Here is an 18,259-nt window from a genome sequence, read left to right on the forward strand (position 1 = left end):
CCGGCTGCAAGCCGGTCCGCGGGAGGATCGCAACCCGCATGGGACGAAACCGCTTGGCGGGTTCGGTGCGCTTCAGCGCATAGAGCCGTGCGGCAAAGCCGCCTCGCCCACTCCCTATTTCCTCCAGAGGGGAAAACCATCAGCGAGATGAATCAATCACGCGGGATCGATTCATGGAAGTCGTTGGACGCTGCTTCAAAACGAAGCGAGAATCCAATCATGGAAAACGAGGGGACAGGCCAGGTTAATCTTCACCGCATCGACGCGGCCCAGAACATGCGTCGCTTCTATACGCTCACGATCCAGCCGACCCTGTTTGGTGGCGCCTCCATCATCCGCAACTGGGGCCGGATCGGATCTAACGGCCAGACGATGATGGAAACCTTCGACGGCCAAGAGGATGCAGACAGGGCGCTATCGCGCCTAGAGCGCACGAAACGAAAGCGGGGCTATCGCGACGCCCACCGCGCCAAATAACAGACCTTGAACAGCCCGAGCCTGCTTGTTTCCTGTGGTTTTCTCGCATCTGCCAACACTTCCAGCATTCGCGCCTCTATCGGCGCCGCATCTTCATCGTCATAGCTGAAGGACAACCACCAGCAGAGGAGACTGTCCTTCATGACTACCACCAACGAAATCGCCGACAAGATCGCATCCGAGCAGAACCTGACCAAGACACAGGCCAAGGCCATCGTCGAAAGCGTGTTCAGCCAGATCGCAGAGGCGGCAAAGAGCGGCGCGGAAACTTCCATCCCATCCTTCGGCAAGTTCAAGATCAAGGACACGCCGGAACGCGAGGGCCGCAATCCCGCAACCGGTGCGACGATCAAGATCGCCGCTTCGAAGAAGCTGACGTTCACGCCCGGCAAGGCGGTCAAGGACGCACTGAACGGCTGAGGCGAGTGGGCTGCTGAGATCGGCAGCCCTATGGAAGTCTTCTAGAAAGGAGGCTCCCCGCTGATACGGCCGTCCTGTTCGGCGTCAACGGCCGCAAGCTCGGCCTGCGCCAGTTCCAGCTCCACCGCAATCTGGCAGCGCTCGCTCGCGTCCAGAACGGCCCTGAGTTCAGCTTTCAGTTCCTCGATTTGCATTTCGAGAGAAATCGTCATCGTCGTCTCCTTGACGCTTGTGAAAGACGACGCCGCGCGTCATGGCAAAGCGGAGGAGTCCAGGATCGCGGAACGCGACCGCCGGAGGCGGCGAGCGGGGGAGCCGAAATGCGCCAGCATTTTGGGGGTACCGCTCGTGCTGGACGCCTTCGGTCCGCCATGGCATTCTCGGACGAACTGAGCAGACCCCCAGCTCTCCGGATGGCACCCGAAAGGCCGGAAGCGGGCTCGACGCCCGCGACCGGCTTCCTCATGCGACATAAGAAGAAGAGCCCCGCCCGGTGGCGGAGCTCCTGGGCGTGGCGATCAAGCCTCCCGCTTCGGGCGGTTCCAGATGAGGGCGTATTCGCCTTCCTTCTCGCTCGGCCACAGGGCCGCGGTGATCGGGGCGTTGAAGCTCGGGTCGTCCAGCTTGACCGAGATATATTCCTCGCCGTCGTTGGAGACCGCCTTCCAGCCTGCGCCGACCTCGACACCGTTGCCGGCGGTGATACGGAAGTCCGGGGCATCGCGCGAGACGCGCTCGATGGGGTTCAGGCGGGCCTTCATGCTGACCGTGAGCGTGCGGACGTTGCCGATGATCGAGTTGTTGCCGTTGGTGGTGAATTCGCCGATGACTGCCATTGTCGTGATCCTTTCCGGTTTGTTCGGGCAGCGCCTGTCGCGGCCTCGATGGCGGTGTAAGGACCGGTGGCGATCGACACTGCACCCTCTGGGCCGAAACGAAGTGGAGGGCGGCCGGGAGCGGCTTTCTTGGATCGCGAGGAATGCGAACCTGTTCGCAGGGGAAGAAAGTTGCGGATGGCCGTTGCGGGAAGGCGATCGAGACGAAGTCGTCCTTCGGTCACACCCAATCCATCGAGGTCTGCGCGGGTGCGCCTCGCTTCAATCGAGCAAGGAACACCGATCATGGCCCGGAGTTCATCGGCGATCCCCGACGGCGACCGCGGTGATGGCACCGCTCTCTCACGATGGCTCCCATGTGCACGGCCCGCAGTGTCCGTCGATCCCTCGCCGACGCCCCATCCGCATCATGTCCATGACGAATGCGCTGGCCGGCGCAGATCGTATGGCGGCTCGTCCATCGCGCGCGTATCCTCGGACAAGCCGGCGACCGAGGTCTCACCGCACCTCCCTGGGGGCCGGTCGAGAGGAAGGAATGGGAGCGCTTCGAAACCAACAGGCTCGCGGCGTGCCTATATCGACCACACCTGATCCGCCGTCGCGCGGCGGGGCTCGTTCCGCGTGCCTGCCGACTGCGCCCGCTCGATCAGAAGGGCCTGCACGTGATGATCGCCGACACTGCACGCGCCGTTAGACGTCGCTCGGCGAAATGAGCTTCGGCCCTCTCGTCGGGAGTGTCGGCCCGGGAATCTTCCAGGGCCTCCTGCACTCTCGCCCGGAACCAGCGGTCGTGGCCCGCTGCGTCAGGGTACAGTGTCGATGTCTGTCTGTCTGAACTCATCTGCCGTCGCCAGAATGGGTACGTTGTAGTATTTGGCGCATGCGTAATGCAGGCAGTCACCAAGATTGAGGCCCCGGCGGCCCGCGCGATAACGATGCGCGGCGGAAAGCGCGATGCGGGTCGTCGCGTCCGCAGGCGGAAGATCGCGGATTTCGATTCCACGCTCATCGAGGAACTCAATGACGATCGGTTCTACCTCCGCCACGGCGAGGCCGAACTTGTCGGGGCGGGCAAGACCGAGCACTGCCTCGAGCACGGCAACCGGGGATGTGAAGGCGATCTTCGCAGACGCGATCGCATTGGAGACACGCTCCGCTTCCGGCTCGTCGGAGAGGAGCGCGATGATGGCGCAGGCATCGACGAACATCAGCTTTCCCACAATTCGTCATAGGCTTCGCGCGGAAGCGGCTGTCTCGCAGCAGCGCTGAGCTCGACCCCATGCTGTTTGCGGAGCCGGGCGGCGGTCTGGAGTGGGGTCTCCTCGTGGCGCCGACGTTCGATCGCCTCTTTCATGGCGATCACGATGGCGTCGGTAATGCTGACGCCGGCCATATGCGCGAACTTGCGCGTGAGCGCATCCGCTTCCGGATTGTTGACGTTGATCGGCATGGCAGCTCCATGTAGATAAATTCAGGAAATAATGTAGATCGCCTCTCCCATATCTGCAAGGTTTCTCCAACGGGGGACACGAAGGTCATACCGGGGAAGGCGTCTCGCCCTCCCCTTCGATGTTCGAGCGGACAACATCAGGCGGCCTGCCGCTCCTCCGCCTTGGGCTGGAGATCATGGAGATAGGCGACAGCGCGTTGCGCATGCGCGGCCGCCTGGAAGATGGCCCGACGGTCTCCGTCAAGCAGCTTCAACCACGAGGCCACATAGCTGGCGTGATCGGGCCGAGGCTCCAGTTCCGGGACGATCCCGAGATCGGCGCAGAGGAAACATGCCCCTATGTCGGCACAAAGCTCTTCGCGCGCGCGATCCGTGCGATCCTTGTGATAGCGGCTGAGATCCCTGTTCAGCCGGTGGCTTGCGCCAACCCAGTGGGTGACCTCATGTCCGAGGACGGCGTAGTAACTCTCGGCATCCCGGAACGCCTCGAACTCCGGCATCTGAATGGTGTCGCTGGATGGCTGATAGAAGGCTTGGCGTCCGCCATGCCGGATTACTGCGCCGGTATTGGCGAAGAAACGGTCCGCATGCTCGATGCGCTCGAGCGGCTCAGCGACCGGTTCCGGGCGGCGATAGTAGTGATCAGGAAGCCCCTCGATTTGATCGCAATTGAAGACCGTGTACACCTTGAGGAACGGAATGTCGCGCTCGATGTCGCCGCCGCTCGAGTCTTTTTCCGTTTTCGTGAATCGGCTGGCATAGACGACGGTCGCACCGCTCTCGCCCTTGCGCACGTGGGCGCCAAGTTCGTTTGCCTGGCGCAGGGTCATCCAGGTCGCCGACATAAACCCGCTGGCGATACTCTCCGACCAGAGCAGGAGGACATTCAGTCCGGTGTATGGCTGGCCGTTATGACGCAGCGGCCGGGTGATCCGCCCGGCCATGTTGCCGGCACTCCAGGGCTGCACCCACGGGCGCACGCCCTTCTCCAGATCGGCGACAATGCGCTCCGTGATCCGCGCATAGATGTCGATCCGCGCGCTTTCTGATTTCCTGCTCATTCTTCTGACCTCCGTTTGAGGCCGCGCCCATCGCGGCCCCGTCGCGGAGGGCCGATGGCAGGAGCGGTCAGGCGGCATGCGCACCGGAACGGCCGGAACGAAGAGAAGGGCGGCGTAGCCGTTGCGCCTGCCGTCGGCTCCTGCAGGACCGACAGAAGGGACGGGCCGCGATGGCGCCTGTCTCTCGCCCCGATTTCTTTCTCTCTCACCTCTCCTGATCCGACTTCGCCGCGACGTCGAAACATCGAAAGCCGCCCCGTGAGGAGACGGCCTCTTCCTGGATACGACGAAGGCGGAGCCGAAACTCCGCCAGGTCGGCCTCAATCGAAGGCCGACATCTGCGCGGCGGCCGCTTTGCGGTCGAGGGACTGGCCCGGATTGTCGACCGGCCGGTCGAAAGGCTTCCAGACCTCGCCCACGATCTGCTCGTAAGCGGCGACGGCACCTTCGGCGGCCATCCTGAGCGCGTGGGCCTGGATCCCCATGTCGGCGGCGAACTCGCGCTTGCGCTGGGCGGCGCTGTCATAGCCGACGGGACCGTCAAGATCCTCGTCGCGGGCGTCGGCAGATCCCTTGGCGGTAGCGTCGCGGGCCTCGGTGACGGCACGCGAGTAGAACTGGCCGGCGCCATGAGCGGATCCGACATAGGCGCCGACGATGCGCTGGAGATGGATCTGCATCGCCCGCTCGCCAAGCCCGTCCGAAAGGCCCGTGGCGGTCTCGACGATCAGGCGCTCGTGCATGTCGCGGATGCCGTCGCTGTCGAGAATGGCGGTCCCGAAGCTCTCGGCGATGCGGAGCGCCTGGGCTTCATCGGGGCATGTCAGACGGACCATTTCGATGGTGGCGCCCTTGCGGAGCTGGAGAACGCGGGCGGATTGGCGGGACTGGGTTGCGGGCTTTGCCATGATGGTTTCCTTCTCGGTTTCCCCGAAGCGGTTCGGCCCCCTTGGCCGATCTGCCCTTCGGTGCGGTCAAGAGGAGCCGGCGCAAGCCGGGTGTTTCAGGGTCCGGGCAGGCCAGATCGAGCGGAGCAGTCAAGCGGTCAAGCGGGTCTTTCAGACCTGCGAAGCACGCGTGACTGCTTTGCGACGAGCGGCTTGACCGGCCGCCCCGCGGCGCGGCAGCGGCCTTGAAACGACCGGCAGCCGGTTCAGACCGCAACGAAACCGAAGGGCGGAACGGCCAAGGGAATCGACACCGGATGTCAGAGCCGATGAGGAAACCAGGCAAGGCGCGCACCACACCAGTCCCATCTGCCGGAAGAGCTTCGCTCACCAGGGCAGAAATGCTTTGACGCCCTCCTGATGTCCGCTGGAATGCGAGGCACTCTCGATGGGAAAGCGGCGGCGATTTGATCTCGGCGGCTTTCCGCGATAGATGCGCTCCTGACATGCGGGACCCTTACAAGGTCTCCCGAGAAAAGGGCACGACAGATGAGCGACCAGAGCAACGACGATTACGTCTATGACGAAGCAACCGGCGAATGAATGGCGGCCGGCCTCCGAACTTGCTGAGGAGAAGGCAAAGGCAGCCTAAGTCCGCGATGCCTCCGGCAATGTTCTCGCCGACGGCGACTCCGTCGTGCTGATCAAGGACCTGAAGGTGAAAGGCGCCGGCCAGACGCTGAAGCAGGGGACCGTCATCAGGTCGATCCGGCTCACCGATAACCCGGAAGAGATCGATTGCCGCCACGACGCGATCAAGGGGCTGGTCCTGCGCACGGAATTCGTGCGAAAACGCTGACGGGGTGCGCTACCGTTTGGGCAAGCGGTAACGATCAAGCCAGGTGGGGCCGTGCGTGTTGCGAAGCCGGCGTAATATCCCGCCAACGTCATGGGGCGCTTCACCCATCCAGGCGTCGTTCAGGATGCGCTTCCACGAACGGCCGTGTCTGGCGGCATAATCCTGAAGGGCATCCACCTCTCCCTCAGTCAGAGGTGGAAGCGGCTCGGCGTCAAAGCGCCTCATGGCGCGCTCCTCTCACGATGGGGATGACGGCATCCTCGTTCCGGACCCCGAGCGGAAGCACTAAATTCCGGTCGCGCCTGGAAAGCGGCGATGGCGGCCTCCTGGCGCGCGAGCTTGCGGGAAAGAGCATCGATCTCCGGCTGCCGTTCCGCGGTGATCGCCGCCAGACTGGAGCGATAGCGGGCGAGGAAGGCTTCCGGCGCGGGCGGTTTACCCCGCCGGTATCCGCTCCGGCGCCGTCCGAGCGACGGGATGAGAGCCGTCATCCTGGCGGCAATCTGCCGGTCGATCATGTCGAGCTGGCGTTGTGTCTGGCGGCGGGCCTCTTCCATCCGGAAAAGCAACGCCTGACGTTCCGGGGACCGGGTCATGACGTCTCCCTCCCCTGCCAGACGACAAAGCTCGACGGCCCGTCATAGGACGGATGACGATCGACATCGATGACGAAACCGAAGCGGCCTGGCTCGTATTCGGCAGATGGCACGAGAAACCGTCGTTCCCCGGCATTGTGCTCCCGCTTCCCGCCGCGCGTGGCGATCACTTCGATCATGCCGGGATGATGATCGGAGCGAAGGGCGGAGATGACGATCCAGTCATCGGCATGGGCCGCCTCGAAAGCGCGGCGGTCCTTCACATGGGATTCACCGGGCGCCAGGGTCGTGACGAAGATCGTTTCCCAGGCGTCGGGCCACCAATCCTTGATGGACCGTTCCGCGCAGCGCCGCTCAAACCCGGTGAACAGATGCGGAAAGGTGATCGCCACGATCGCCCAGGCGGAGTCCTCCTCATAGAAGCCGTCTTTCGACCGCAGCAGCGGGTGAACCTTTCGGTTGCGCTCAGCCGAGAGCTTGAAGCCGCCGTGCCCGGCGGTGGAATGGCACTCGACGCCCTCCGCATAGACGGTCGTGCGCTGCGACATTCCCCAGCGCGTATGGACACGGGTGAAGATCTCGCAGCGGCCGAGTGTCCACCGTTCGCGCTGATGTTCAGCGATTTCGATCACGCGTGCACGAAACGTCGCCTCGTCGGCGAGTTCGCCGGAATGACCGTAGAAATCAGATCGCCGCCACTCCTCGAGCGGTCGGGCGATCTTACCACCGAGGCCAAGATAGTGCCGCCCATTACGGCCGGGCAACATTGCGAACGCCGTATCGGCGACACGGGCGACCGGAAAGCCATCAACGGATCGCCCAAAAGAAACCTTCGGATATCCGGAGGTATCATTGGCTTCGGTCGTGACAGGGCTGGTGTTCATGCTGCCGCCCTCCCTTCCACGACGTCGGCTGCGACCTCGTCCGCCGTGACGACCTCCAGCGCGGCATAAGGATAGCCGTGTCGGGACAGCCATTCCTCCGCGGCTTGGCGGTTTGCTGCGAGATGGATGAGCTCGGCATTGTCGCCGGCGCGATCGAACACGCGGCAGCTGCCGATGGCAGGCCGTTCTTCAATCGTGAACGTCAGACGGGTCTCCAGCGAGAAGGTCCGATGAACGCGTATTGTGATGACGCCGGCAGCACCGTGGTCGGCTTCGTGAAGCGTGAAGCTCGCGGGCAAAATGATGCTGCCTGAGCCAAGTTCTCCCTGTTTGCGGATCAGGCGGCCCCTGCTGTTATCGCTCTGCCATGCGGACAGCTTCCTGCGGTGGCGTTCGGGCGGGCGCGGCGCGCCGTTCGACCAGGCGATGATCGAGCCGATGGGTGCCATAAATGCGATATGCGCGGACATGCAAGTTCTCCCTAAGTTTCGAGGGGTTGCGAAAACGAAACCGCCGCCGATGGAGATCACCGGCGGCGGAACATCATTCGAAAGGAAGTGCGGGGCGGCTATTCCGCCGCGACGCGATAGGCGTCCTGCGCCTCGTCAGGCTCGGCCGCTTCGGGAGCATCGTCGAAGGTGTCGGGCAGATCGGCTTCACCCTCGAACGGATCGAAAGCATCACCTTCATCGACGACGCTCCCATCAACCGGAGCGCCTTCGCCTGTATCTGCATCTGTGTCCGCATCGACCGCGGCGCCCTCAACGGGCGCGTCGTCAAGGCCATCCCCTGTGGCGTCAACCTGGATTTCCTCGTCGTCGAGAGTATCGGCTTGGCTGATCAGATCGCCGACATCATTCGGATCGGGCGCGAAGAGCGCCGACGCATGGACGAAATGACCTTGCTTGAAGTGGTCGACCAGAGCCGCACGGGTTTCGCGCACCTTTGGACGCGGCAGGACGTTGACCTCCTTCGCTGCCGCTTCGAGTGCCTGCCGCGACAGGCACAACAGGAAATCTTCGGAGCCCATGTTCGGAAGGTACCCGTCGGCGCCGATGGCATCGCCGGCGATGCGGGAAACGACACCGCTGTTCGACATGCCGCGCCTGCACGACAGGACGTCGATCAACATGGAGCGGGCGGCGACGCGCACCGTCTCCGTATCGAAGGCGAGCTTTCCGTCCTGGGAAAACAGACGTGCGGCATGGCGCCGGAAACGCTTCGGTCCGAACACGGCGTCGTTGGCGCCGGAGTCGACGCGGACATTCTGGCCGGCAAAAGCGAGAACGAGCAAGGCCATCAGCATGTCGTCCTCGATCGGCGCGCGGCCAAGCGCCTCGTGCAGTGCGTCGGTGCGGAAATCGCCGATCATGTCATGGCCCTTCTGCGTGACGTCGGGACGCGACTTCGGCGTGTCGATGATGCTGCCCTCATGGACAGCGTCCTGCCCGCCCGTCGCGGAGACGCCGCCCTTCCCGTTCGTTTTGCTATCTTCCGGCATGCGGAAGGCAACCGACTGGACCTTGCCGTCGCGGTCGAGATACATGGCCACATGATCGGACTTCGAAGGCTTGCCGTAGACTTGGCTTGCCTTCTTCGGGAGTTCCGGCTGGCCCCCGCTGTTCACCTCGACGATCGCACCCTTCCTCGGAAGGTTGTTGGTCATCCATTCCTGCTGGGCGCCGAGGAAGGCTTCGACATTGTTGGTGTAGCGGCTGTCCTGGTCGGCGGGAGCGAACAGGTCCTCGACCCACTCGATGCCGTAGGCGCTGGCTAGATCCTCACCGAAGCTCGCATCCTTCGCGTACATACGGGTTTTCGAAAGGGCCCGGGAAATGTTGTACCAATCCGCCCGCTCGTTCTTCTTCGGCTTGTGCGCCTTCCACACCTCTTTCTGTTCGTCGAGCGAGGCGGCTGCGACAGTGCGGAGCTGCTGCTCGTTCGGCATGTCGCCCAGCGCCATGTGATCGAGCATGGCCGGCAGCACATTGGCGAGCAGCCGGAGTTTCCGGATCTGGCGGACCGCTAGAGCGAGTGCGACGGCAATTGCTTCCTCGGTCCAGCCGAGAGCGACAAGCCGTTCGATGCCGCGCCACTGGTCGACGGGATTGAGGGGTTCACGGGCGATATTCTCGACCATCGAGCGCATGGCGCCATTGTCATTGACCGCCTCGCGGACGATCACCTCGATTTCATCGAGGCCGGCGGCGATCGCCTGTCGGACGCGGCGGTGTCCTGCCTGGATGATATAGCCGTTGCCTCCGCCGGTCTCCGGCGACACGACCGGCGGCTGGATGATGCCGACCGCCTTTACCGTCGCCAGCAGCATGGCATCGGCCTGGGCTGAGGACTTTGAACGGCGCGCGTCGTCGGGATTGTCCTTCAGCGCGCGGGGGTCGAGTTTCAGGATCTGCATGGGATTGGCTCCTTCCGAGGTTTGGGAACCGGCAAGTGCCGGTTCGTGTCCGTCTTCAGTTCTTTCCGAAGACATCTCCCGGACCGCAGGGCGATTGGGCCGGCGCAACTGCGCCCGAGCGGCCCTGGTCGTCAGGACGAGCGGGGCAGCGCCTTGCGAGAACGACGGGCAGGGTTGAGGAGGGGGCGGTTGAGCGACAGCGGCGACGGGTCGACCGATCTGCGAGAGGGGTTTCTCTTCCTTTTTCCTCCTACTTTCTATTTCCTGTTCCACCACACGCTGTCGGAATAAGGATTGATAATAGTTGATAAACGACCTATCTTCTCCTGCGTCACGTCAGATGGAGAACAACATGATCAGTGCCGAATTGGGAAAGCAGCTCGAAAGCTATATCCAGCAACTCGTCGACACAGGTCGTTACGGCTCGAAAAGCGAAGTGCTGCGGGAAGGTGTGCGACTGGTGCAGGACCGCGAGACCCGGCTTGCCGCACTGGATGCCTCCATCATGCGCGGCATTGCCGATGCCGACGCTGGCCGAACGAAGCCGGCGAGCAATGTCTTTGATCGACTTGAGGCCAAGTACAGTGCGATGGCTGACAAGGCCGAAAACCCGGCATGATCCTTGAGTTTTCCAGCGAGGCGGAAAGTGATCTCGAGCAAATCGCCGACTATATCGCTCAGGACAATCCCCGGCGCGCGCTGTCATTTATCCGAGAATTGCGCAGCAAATGTGAGGATCTCGTCGAAAGTCCGAACGGCTTCGCCCTCGTCCCCCGTTACGAGCACCATGGTATCCGTCGGCGCGTGCATGGCAACTACCTGATCTTCTACCGCGTCGAAACCGTGAAAGTGGTCATCGTCCATGTCCTGCATGGCGCCACCGACTATGGCGCCATCCTGTTCGCGGATTAGTTTCGGCTGGCCGGTCTGGGGCGATTTTTCGCTCAAGCCACCGGGCTAAGCGGCGACCTTCTCTGCCCCTGCATCCTCCCGGGCCGATGTCGCGAGCGCCTCCTCGACCTCACGCAACTTCTGGCGCTTCTCAGCCAGTTCGTCGGCAAAGGCGAAGGTGCCACCCTGCCGCGACTGGTACGAGGAAAGCCGCCGCTGGTAGTCCGCAAGTCGCTGACGGAATCGCTCGCGCTCCTCCTCGAAGCCGTCGAGCGCGTGCTCAAGGCGAGAGATGGCACCGAGCGGCGTGACGGTGACCGCCAGATCTATTTCGTAGTCGGCGCCAGTGCGCTGTAGCAGGGTCTGATAGTGGTAGTTGTCGCCGCGGCCGAACCTCTCGCCGTCATAGACGAGATCGAAGCCGCCGATCGACGCGATGTGGATTTCACCTTGGCTCTGGAGCTGGACCAAGGTGAGGATCTCCTTCATCAACGCCCGGCCGGCCTCCTTACGCTCCGTGTAAGGCTTTCCCATCACCATCATCGCGAAGGCATCGCCTGATGTCGGAACCAGCCGTTCGATATCCTGGCCGATCTCGCCAATCCGCCGGGTCGCCGTTTCGATTTCGCGCTCGGCATCGCGGACCTGCCGCCGCACGGCGAAGAGATCGTCGTCATGAGCGGCCCGCAACCGTTCGAGACGCGCGATATCGGCTTCAAGACCCGCTTTTTGCATCAGGCGCTCGTCCCCGCTGGCAATCGCTTTGGCCATTGCGAACTGGTTGGCTTGGCCTTCATTCAGGTCTTCGAGCCTGCGGATCGAGGTATCGCCGGAAAGGGCGGCGGCGATGAAGCGGGCCTTGCGCTCGTTCTGCTGCCACATCGTCGCGTCGAGCGAGCCCTGCGTGGCGTAGGCGTAGATATCCACCTCATCATGCTGGTTGCCCTGGCGGACGATCCGGCCCTCGCGCTGCTCGATCTGCGACGGCAGCCATGGCACATCGAGGTGATGGAGAGCCTTGAGCCGTAGTTGCGCATTGACGCCGGTGCCCATGGTTTCGGATGAGCCGATCAGGAAGCGGACCTTTCCGGCGCGCACGTCGCCGAACAGGCGCTGCTTCGCTTCCGTCTTCTTGTAATCCTGCATGAAGGCGATTTCGGATGCCGGCACGCCCATGCGGATCAGTTCGTCGCGAATCCAGCGATAAGCGGAAAAGCCGCGCGTCTTCTCAACATTGATCGTGCCGAGATCGGAGAAGATCATCTGCGCGGCGCCGGGCAGTTCGTATGCCTTGCCGTCCGGGCGGACATAGCTGTTCTGCGCAGTTTCCTGCCAGATCCGGTGCGCATTGCGGATGAGCAAATTGAGCTTGTTCTCCGGCTCGTCATCCATCGCCGGCATGACCAGGCGCAGGTCGATCGCCGCATGGCGTCCGTCGGTGATGACGGAAAGCAGGATGTCGTCACCGGGCTCGGGTGGACGGTCGCGCTCCTCGATGGCCTTGATGCGGGTTTCCAGGACCTGTTGATAGGCCTTGAAGGCGGGTGTCGGTGCGGCGGTGAGAATCTGCCGATTGCCGGTGGCGATGTCAGGCACCTTCACATAGGCCTTCAGGTCCTCCGGCATCACCACGTCGGCGAAGGCGCGGAACATGGCGATCAGTTCCGGCACATTCACGAAAGACGCGAAGCGGCTCACCGGCTTGTATTTGCCGGAGGGCTGCAGTTCCAGCTCCGTCTTCTCGTCGCCGAAATTGCTCACCCAGGCATCGAACTCGTGCAAGCCCCGTTCGCGTAAAGCCTCATGACCGAGCAGCCGCTGGATCGAGAACATTTCGCCGAGCGTATTGGTGATCGGCGTGCCCGAAGCCAGCACCAGGGCACGACATGGATTCTTCGTCTCGATGAAGCGGCTCTTCACATAGAGGTCCCAGGCCTTCTGCGAGCCGTTCGGATCGATGCCCTTGAGTGTCGACATATTGGTGGCGAAGGAAAGCTTACGGAATTCCTGCGCCTCGTCGACGACGATCTGGTCGACGCCGATCTCGGAAATGGTCAGAAGGTCGTCCTTGCGGGTGGACAAGGCTTCCAGGCGTTCCTGCAAACCCTCCTTCAGCCGTTCCAGCCGTTTGCGCGACACCCGATCCTCGGCATCGACCTTCCCAGCCAAGTCCTCGTAGAGCTGCAGCTCGTCCTGGATCATCTGTTGCTCAAAAGCCGAGGGCACGCCGATGAACCTGAACGCCGAATGGGTGATGATGATCGCATCCCAGACGGCGGTCGCCGCACGGCTCAGGAAACGCTGACGCTTGTCTTTGGTAAAATTGGTCTCATCGGCGACGAGAATGTTGGCCGACGGGTAGAGCGCCAGGAATTCTCTTGCCGCCTGCGCCAGGCAATGACCGGGCACGACCAGCATCGCCTTGGCGATCAACCCGAGGCGGCGCTGCTCCATGATGCTTGCCACCATGGTCATGGTCTTGCCGGCGCCAACGGCATGCGCAAGATAGGTCGAGCCGGAAGAGATGATCCGCCAGATGCCGCGTTTCTGGTGCCCATAAAGAACGAAGGCGCCAGAGGCGCCGGGAAGTTTCAGATGGGAACCGTCGAATTTGCGCGGTGCGATGTTGTTGAAGCGGTCATTGTAGACCCGAGCCAGCCGGTCGGTGCGATCGGGGTCGGTCCAAACCCAGGTCTGGAAGCTTTCCTTGATCTTCTGAAGCTTGTCGCGCGCTGCTTCTGCGTCGACGACGTTGAGCACACGGCGCTCGCCGCCTGTATCCTTGATCGTGTCGAAGATCTGCGGCACGCGACTGTTCAGCCCATCGGCGAGCAGTTCGCCGGCATGGCGGCGGCTGGTGCCCCATTCGGAGGTGCCTGCGGCAGTGTAACCCAGCTGCCTTGCCTCGACCGTCCATGACCCCAGTTCCGGCATATGATGAATGCGGATGTCCGCTCCCATCGTCTCCATGACGAAGGCGGTAACGTCCGAGGCAGGTATCCACGGCGCGCCGAGACGGGCCGTGATGTCCGACGGGCGCAGATCGGCTGGCTGGACTTGCCTGAGTGCCACGACATTGCGCCCGAAAGCCGGATCAAGCGCAGCGGCGGCCTGAGCTGCTCCGAGCTTGGTGCGGACCGGGCCGGAGAGGTAGGCGTCTGAGGTCTGCCAAGAACCGTCAGTCGGATCGCAAAAGATCCCATCACCGAGTTCGGCAATAACCGCCTCGGAGTCGCGGTGCAGGAGTTCGGCGATATGGTCGATATCGACGCGGCCGCACTCGTTGAGCACCACGGCCAAGGCATCGGCGGCGGACGTAATCACCGGGGCGGCCGGCGGCGAGATCACCCGTTCGGAAAAGATCGGACCGGGTCGGGCGGTATCAGTCTCGAGGTCATAGTCCTCGATCGACGCGACCAACCAGCAATCGGGATCGTCACGGAAGGGCTGAAGGTTCGGCTGCCGATGGGTCTCCCGCACCTCACCGGTCTCGGCATCCTCCGAGATCGAAACCGTCGTGTGGTTGATCGGGCCGAAGTCGCGAACGAATGATGACCAGGCGATGCGCAGGCGCACCTGGTTGTCCTTCCAGGGGCGATCCTGTTCTTGGCACCTCAGCACCTCGCGCACCGCGTCCCGGACCGGGATCAGCTTGCTGATGATGCGGATTTGCTTCTCGGACAAGCCTTCGGCTGAACGGACCTTGCGGACCTTGATCGGAACCGGAGAGTCATCGACCATCTGCATCAGGCCGTGCCTGGCGTCGATGAAGAAGCTGCCCTCGCGAACCTTCTCCTCTCCGGGGCGAAGATCGACGATCTCCCCGAGTTCGTCCTCCAGTTCGATGTCGATTGCTGACGGCTCGCCGTCGTAGCGATCTTCAGGAAGAAGAGAGATGGCGGCCTTCAGTGCCGTTTCGAGATCGACGCCGGCGCGACCACGGCACGTATAGGTCTCACCAAACGGGCCCGACGTCAGCGCGTGGTCGCCAAGCACGAAATCAGGATGCCGTGCGAACCAGCGATTGATGCGGATAGCGCCTTCGTCTTCTGTTGCAGGGCGGACTTCATCCAAGTCGAGCCAGGTCTGGTCGCCCTCTGCTTCTCCAGCCTTGCGCTTGCGGAAGAACAGGAGATCGACGACGACGTCCGTGCCGGCATCGCGGCGGAAGGCGCCTTCGGGCAGACGAATGGCCGCAATCAGGTCGGCCGATCTGGCGATGTGCTCGCGGGCTGTGCTGTCCGCCTTGTCCAGCGTGCCGGAACTGGTGACGAAAGCTGCGAAAGCGCCGGGTTTCAGGAGATCGATGGACCTCGCGATGAAATAATCATGCAGCCTGAGACCAAGCGAGCGATATTGCCGGGCGGAGCGCACGGAGCGATCGGAAAACGGTGGATTGCCGATGGCGAGATCGTAGATCGGCGAGAGTTCAGTGCGCGCGAAATCCCCTTCGATGATCCGCGCCTTTGGCTGAAGCAGCTGGACAATGCGCGCTGTCACCGGATCGAGTTCGACGCCAGTTACATAAGCCTTGTCACGATACTCTGCCGGCATCAACGCCGGAAACAGGCCCGTGCCGATGCCCGGCTCCAGCACGCGACCGCCGCGCCAGCCCATGCGCAGCAATCCCGCCCAGATCGCCCGGATGATGAACTCCGGCGTAAAATGCGCATACTGCGTGCAACGCGACAGGCTATAATAGTCACTCTCCGAGACGGCACTTTCGAGCGACGAGCCGAGATCGTCCCAGCCATCCCGAAAGCACACCTCGCCAGGGCGTCGAAACATGCCGTTCGCCAGGTCTGACGCTCCGAAACCTGTGAACCGGACAAGCTTCGCTTGCTCGCCTCTCGTGGCGGTTCTCTCCTGTTTTTCGATTTCGGCGGCAAGCCGGATGGCAGCGACATTGGCTTTGGCCCGCTCTTTCCACGAGGCGGCGAGGCCGCGATCCTCGCCGTCATCGAGATAGAAGTTCGTGCGGTCGCCCTGCCGGCGTGGTGCTGACCGCCGGGGCGGCGCGATCGGCAGCGCCGGTGCGGGCGCGGGCGGCGTCGGATCGGGATCATCGTCATTCGCAGGTTCGGGGGCCGCCTCGGGTGTGAAGACACTGAGGCCCATGACGCCAAGACCGAACCCTGACGACAGGGCTGTATTCCCGAACATATCGAGGGTGCCAGGCGGATCAAGCAAAAAAGGATCATTGGACATGAAAATGCTCTCCTTGGAAAAGGGGCGAGCGCCATCGTTCCTCTGGCAGTGAGGTTGCGGGCGGTCGCGAGGGTGTTGGAAGGATGCGCGCGTCAGCGGCGGATCAGGCTGATGGATATGGAAGTGTGGTCCATCACGATCCGCAGATGCGTCGCGTCGGGCTGAGCCGCCACGAGCTTTTCGAGTTCGACGGCGTCGATGAATTCGACCCCGTCATCCCCCCGAAATATCGGCGCTTGTAGTGCCAGTAATCCGGGTTGGTCTTCGGATCGCATTCTTCGGCATAGATGACGAGTGGACGTTGTACCTCGGCGAGTTTTCCGTTCGAGAGAACGTAGACGCACTCGTCACCGACCAGCCACAGGCCGGCTCTGGCCTCGGCTTCAGGGGATATTCCCTGATACGGAATCCGAAAGCCGCCGTTTGCGGCCGCGTCGGCACGGCCACGCGCCAGAACGGCGCAAATGTCCGTGAGGGAGAAAGTGAACATGTCGCCCTCCGTCACGCCGCGAGCGCGTCGGGCAGGTAACGCAGATGTACCGGCAGCTTGGCCGCGATCTCCACGTCCGTCAGGTCGCCTAGCAGCTTGCATGTGGTGCCGCCTGGACTGGCGAAGAACATCACCGTGCGCTTGCCGCGATCAGCCTCTGGCCAACGCCCGCCGGTATAGCCGCGATAATCGTCCGCCGTGCTGCTCCAGATATGTTCGAGACGCTCCTGGCGCGTCATCGCCCGGACGGGGCGGGATTCACGCTCGACGATGGCTTCGCGCATGCGTTCGGGCGAACCCCTGTCGGCGAGGTCGCAATAGCCGTGGAAGTGCCGGATGCGCCCGTCGATCGACAACGTGAAAAAGATGCTGGTGATCGAGCCAGTCAGGAATTCGCGCATGGCGAACATGTCGCCGCGCATCCAGAGCGGCGGCAGGATCTCGAACATGTAATCGTGGGATGCCTCGCCAATCTCGAACCATTCGCCGCGATAGAGCGCACCACTGTCATCGTTCTCCCACCGGTTCGGGCGTTGGGCATGGCGGTCGAACATGCGGAACATCTGGTGCCGGTCGGCGACACCCTGGAATACCTTGCGGATGGGAGAGAGGTTCATGATGGGCTCCTTTCAGCCTCGTCGGGAGGGACGCGCAGCGCATCCTTGCGATGGCGCCATCTTCTCTTCAGCCCTTCCTGACCCCTCCCCCGCGGCCGCCTCTCCGTCCGGCGGGGTCAAGGGCCGGCTTCAGCCGGGCGAAGCTTCACCCTTGACGCGGCCGGCGGGCATGCGGCAGGCCTCTCCTGCTCTCCCTCTTTTCCTTTTCTTGCCCTCTTCTCTCCTGCAATGCATCATTCCAGTCCTCGGCCGGCGGTGTCAGGCGGAACCAGTTGCAGCCGGCATCTTCGGCGATGTCGCGCAGGCGGCCGGCGAAGGTCTCGCCCTGGCTGTTGGCATCCGTGGCGGCGACGAGCTCAGCGCCGGGACGTGCGGCGAGCACGCGGACCGCGGCTTCGGTCGTCGTCGACCATCCCCCGCCCGTGCTGAGATAGAGGCTCCCCTCTCGCAAGCCTTCGAACGCGGCCAGGCTCATGGCGTCGATCGCCGCCTCGGTGACGCACAGACGCGGAGCATCAAGGGAGCCGAGGCGGAACAGAACCTTCGACCCTCCGGTCGAGAAGCCGCGCCAGTCGGGGCCGCGCTCCTCCCAGCCTGTGACGGCGCCATAGTCATCGTTATGCGCCGCCCACATGCTGCCGTAGGGACCTTCGCGCAACGCATCGCTTTCGAGGGCGGCTCGAACGATGGTCTCCGGCAGGCAGCGTCCGTCGCGCAGATAGCGCCACGTCATCGATTCGCGCCACGGTTTGCGGCGCCGTTCCCATCGTTCCGGAATGGAACTGTGCGATGCGGACTTGCGAGCGGGACGGGTCCAGACCGGCTCTTTGGCAACAAACCCGACCAATGCAGCGACTTGGTCGAGCGCTTCGACGAAAGATACGCCATCGAGGTGCTCGACGAGACTGAAGACATCACCTTTGGCGTCGGACAGCGGATCGAACCATCCCTTTCCCTCATGGATGACGATGACAATCTCGGCTCCGCGCCGATATTTGATCGCTTTGCGCGTGCTTTCTTTCACGTCGACCGCAAAACTGGCCTGCTCCAGCACGGCGGTACACGACACCCCGTTTCGCAGGTCCTCCAGTTCTTTTTTCTCCATACTTCTTACCGGCGCTCTCGCGTCCGCCCTTTTTTAAGGATTCTGTTCTTCCCGCAGTTTGC

General features: G+C 62.9%; 17 protein-coding genes and 2 pseudogenes. 5 read left to right on the forward strand and 14 right to left on the reverse strand.

Annotation, left to right across the window (positions count from 1 at the left end):
- Positions 1–219 precede the first annotated feature (219 nt).
- Positions 220–477: a WGR domain-containing protein gene (locus Q4481_RS19020; protein WP_035228306.1), complete on the forward strand. Its 258-nt coding sequence runs from the start codon at positions 220–222 to the stop codon at positions 475–477.
- 141 nt (positions 478–618) lie between these two features.
- Positions 619–897, forward strand: coding sequence for an HU family DNA-binding protein (locus Q4481_RS19025; protein ID WP_035228304.1), 279 nt, complete (start codon positions 619–621; stop codon positions 895–897).
- Positions 898–938: 41 nt separating this feature from the next.
- Here Q4481_RS19025 and Q4481_RS19030 read toward each other — a convergent pair whose 3' ends face one another.
- The 6 genes from Q4481_RS19030 to Q4481_RS19055 form a co-directional block, all read right to left on the reverse strand.
- The gene (locus Q4481_RS19030) at positions 939–1,109 is read right to left on the reverse strand and encodes a hypothetical protein (RefSeq protein WP_304377987.1); all 171 of its coding nucleotides are present in this window, start codon (positions 1,107–1,109) and stop codon (positions 939–941) included.
- A gap of 306 nt (positions 1,110–1,415) precedes the next feature.
- Complete coding sequence (locus Q4481_RS19035) at positions 1,416–1,733, reverse strand: DUF736 domain-containing protein (RefSeq protein ID WP_064334949.1); 318 nt, start codon at positions 1,731–1,733, stop codon at positions 1,416–1,418.
- Between the two features lie 803 nt (positions 1,734–2,536).
- Positions 2,537–2,941 (reverse strand): type II toxin-antitoxin system VapC family toxin, encoded by a 405-nt coding sequence (locus Q4481_RS19040; protein WP_304377988.1) that lies wholly within the window; start codon positions 2,939–2,941, stop codon positions 2,537–2,539.
- Complete coding sequence (locus Q4481_RS19045) at positions 2,941–3,183, reverse strand: type II toxin-antitoxin system VapB family antitoxin (RefSeq protein ID WP_304377989.1); 243 nt, start codon at positions 3,181–3,183, stop codon at positions 2,941–2,943. The genes Q4481_RS19040 and Q4481_RS19045 overlap by 1 nt, the downstream gene beginning before the upstream one ends.
- 137 nt (positions 3,184–3,320) lie before the next feature.
- Positions 3,321–4,244 (reverse strand): ArdC family protein, encoded by a 924-nt coding sequence (locus tag Q4481_RS19050; protein WP_304377990.1) that lies wholly within the window; start codon positions 4,242–4,244, stop codon positions 3,321–3,323.
- 320 nt (positions 4,245–4,564) lie between these two features.
- Complete coding sequence (locus tag Q4481_RS19055) at positions 4,565–5,152, reverse strand: hypothetical protein (RefSeq protein WP_304377991.1); 588 nt, start codon at positions 5,150–5,152, stop codon at positions 4,565–4,567.
- A gap of 528 nt (positions 5,153–5,680) precedes the next feature.
- On the opposite strand from Q4481_RS19055, the pseudogene Q4481_RS19060 reads away from it, so the two are divergent.
- A pseudogene (locus tag Q4481_RS19060) lies at positions 5,681–5,990 on the forward strand (alkylphosphonate utilization protein).
- A 221-nt stretch (positions 5,991–6,211) separates the two neighbouring features.
- Here the strand turns inward: Q4481_RS19060 and Q4481_RS19065 are convergent.
- From Q4481_RS19065 to Q4481_RS19080, 4 genes are all read right to left on the reverse strand, one after another.
- The gene (locus Q4481_RS19065) at positions 6,212–6,586 is read right to left on the reverse strand and encodes a hypothetical protein (protein ID WP_304377992.1); all 375 of its coding nucleotides are present in this window, start codon (positions 6,584–6,586) and stop codon (positions 6,212–6,214) included.
- Complete coding sequence (locus tag Q4481_RS19070) at positions 6,583–7,470, reverse strand: DUF7007 domain-containing protein (protein WP_304377993.1); 888 nt, start codon at positions 7,468–7,470, stop codon at positions 6,583–6,585. The genes Q4481_RS19065 and Q4481_RS19070 overlap by 4 nt, the downstream gene beginning before the upstream one ends.
- The gene (locus tag Q4481_RS19075; protein ID WP_304377994.1) at positions 7,467–7,940 is read right to left on the reverse strand and encodes a UCP036055 family protein; all 474 of its coding nucleotides are present in this window, start codon (positions 7,938–7,940) and stop codon (positions 7,467–7,469) included. Before Q4481_RS19075 ends, Q4481_RS19070 begins: the two co-directional genes overlap by 4 nt.
- A gap of 98 nt (positions 7,941–8,038) precedes the next feature.
- Positions 8,039–9,886, reverse strand: a complete 1,848-nt coding sequence (locus tag Q4481_RS19080; protein ID WP_304377995.1) for a ParB/RepB/Spo0J family partition protein — start codon at positions 9,884–9,886, stop codon at positions 8,039–8,041.
- Positions 9,887–10,238: 352 nt separating this feature from the next.
- Here Q4481_RS19080 and Q4481_RS19085 point away from each other — a divergent pair, with 352 nt between their 5' ends.
- Both Q4481_RS19085 and Q4481_RS19090 read left to right on the forward strand, forming a co-directional pair.
- Positions 10,239–10,505 carry a type II toxin-antitoxin system ParD family antitoxin gene (locus Q4481_RS19085; RefSeq protein WP_304377996.1) on the forward strand — a complete coding sequence of 89 codons (267 nt, stop codon included), beginning with the start codon at positions 10,239–10,241 and terminating at the stop codon, positions 10,503–10,505.
- Entirely contained in the window at positions 10,502–10,798 is a 297-nt protein-coding gene (locus Q4481_RS19090; RefSeq protein ID WP_304377997.1) for a type II toxin-antitoxin system RelE/ParE family toxin, read from the forward strand. The genes Q4481_RS19085 and Q4481_RS19090 overlap by 4 nt, the downstream gene beginning before the upstream one ends.
- A 45-nt stretch (positions 10,799–10,843) precedes the next feature.
- On the opposite strand, the gene Q4481_RS19095 is transcribed toward Q4481_RS19090, so the two are convergent.
- The 4 genes and pseudogenes from Q4481_RS19095 to Q4481_RS19110 all read right to left on the reverse strand — a co-directional run bounded on the left by Q4481_RS19095 (position 10,844) and on the right by Q4481_RS19110 (position 18,197).
- Positions 10,844–15,985 (reverse strand): helicase-like domain-containing protein, encoded by a 5,142-nt coding sequence (locus tag Q4481_RS19095; protein ID WP_304377998.1) that lies wholly within the window; start codon positions 15,983–15,985, stop codon positions 10,844–10,846.
- Positions 15,986–16,077: 92 nt separating this feature from the next.
- Positions 16,078–16,475: pseudogene (locus Q4481_RS19100) on the reverse strand (DUF3085 domain-containing protein).
- Positions 16,476–16,486: 11 nt separating this feature from the next.
- The gene (locus Q4481_RS19105) at positions 16,487–17,092 is read right to left on the reverse strand and encodes a DUF1419 domain-containing protein (RefSeq protein WP_304377999.1); all 606 of its coding nucleotides are present in this window, start codon (positions 17,090–17,092) and stop codon (positions 16,487–16,489) included.
- Between the two features lie 145 nt (positions 17,093–17,237).
- Positions 17,238–18,197: a DUF3991 and toprim domain-containing protein gene (locus Q4481_RS19110; RefSeq protein ID WP_304378000.1), complete on the reverse strand. Its 960-nt coding sequence runs from the start codon at positions 18,195–18,197 to the stop codon at positions 17,238–17,240.
- Between the last annotated feature and the right edge of the window lie 62 nt (positions 18,198–18,259).

It is taken from the genome of Fluviirhizobium alvei (genome assembly GCF_030551875.1).
Classification (GTDB): Bacteria; Pseudomonadota; Alphaproteobacteria; order Rhizobiales; family Rhizobiaceae; genus Rhizobium_E; species Rhizobium_E alvei.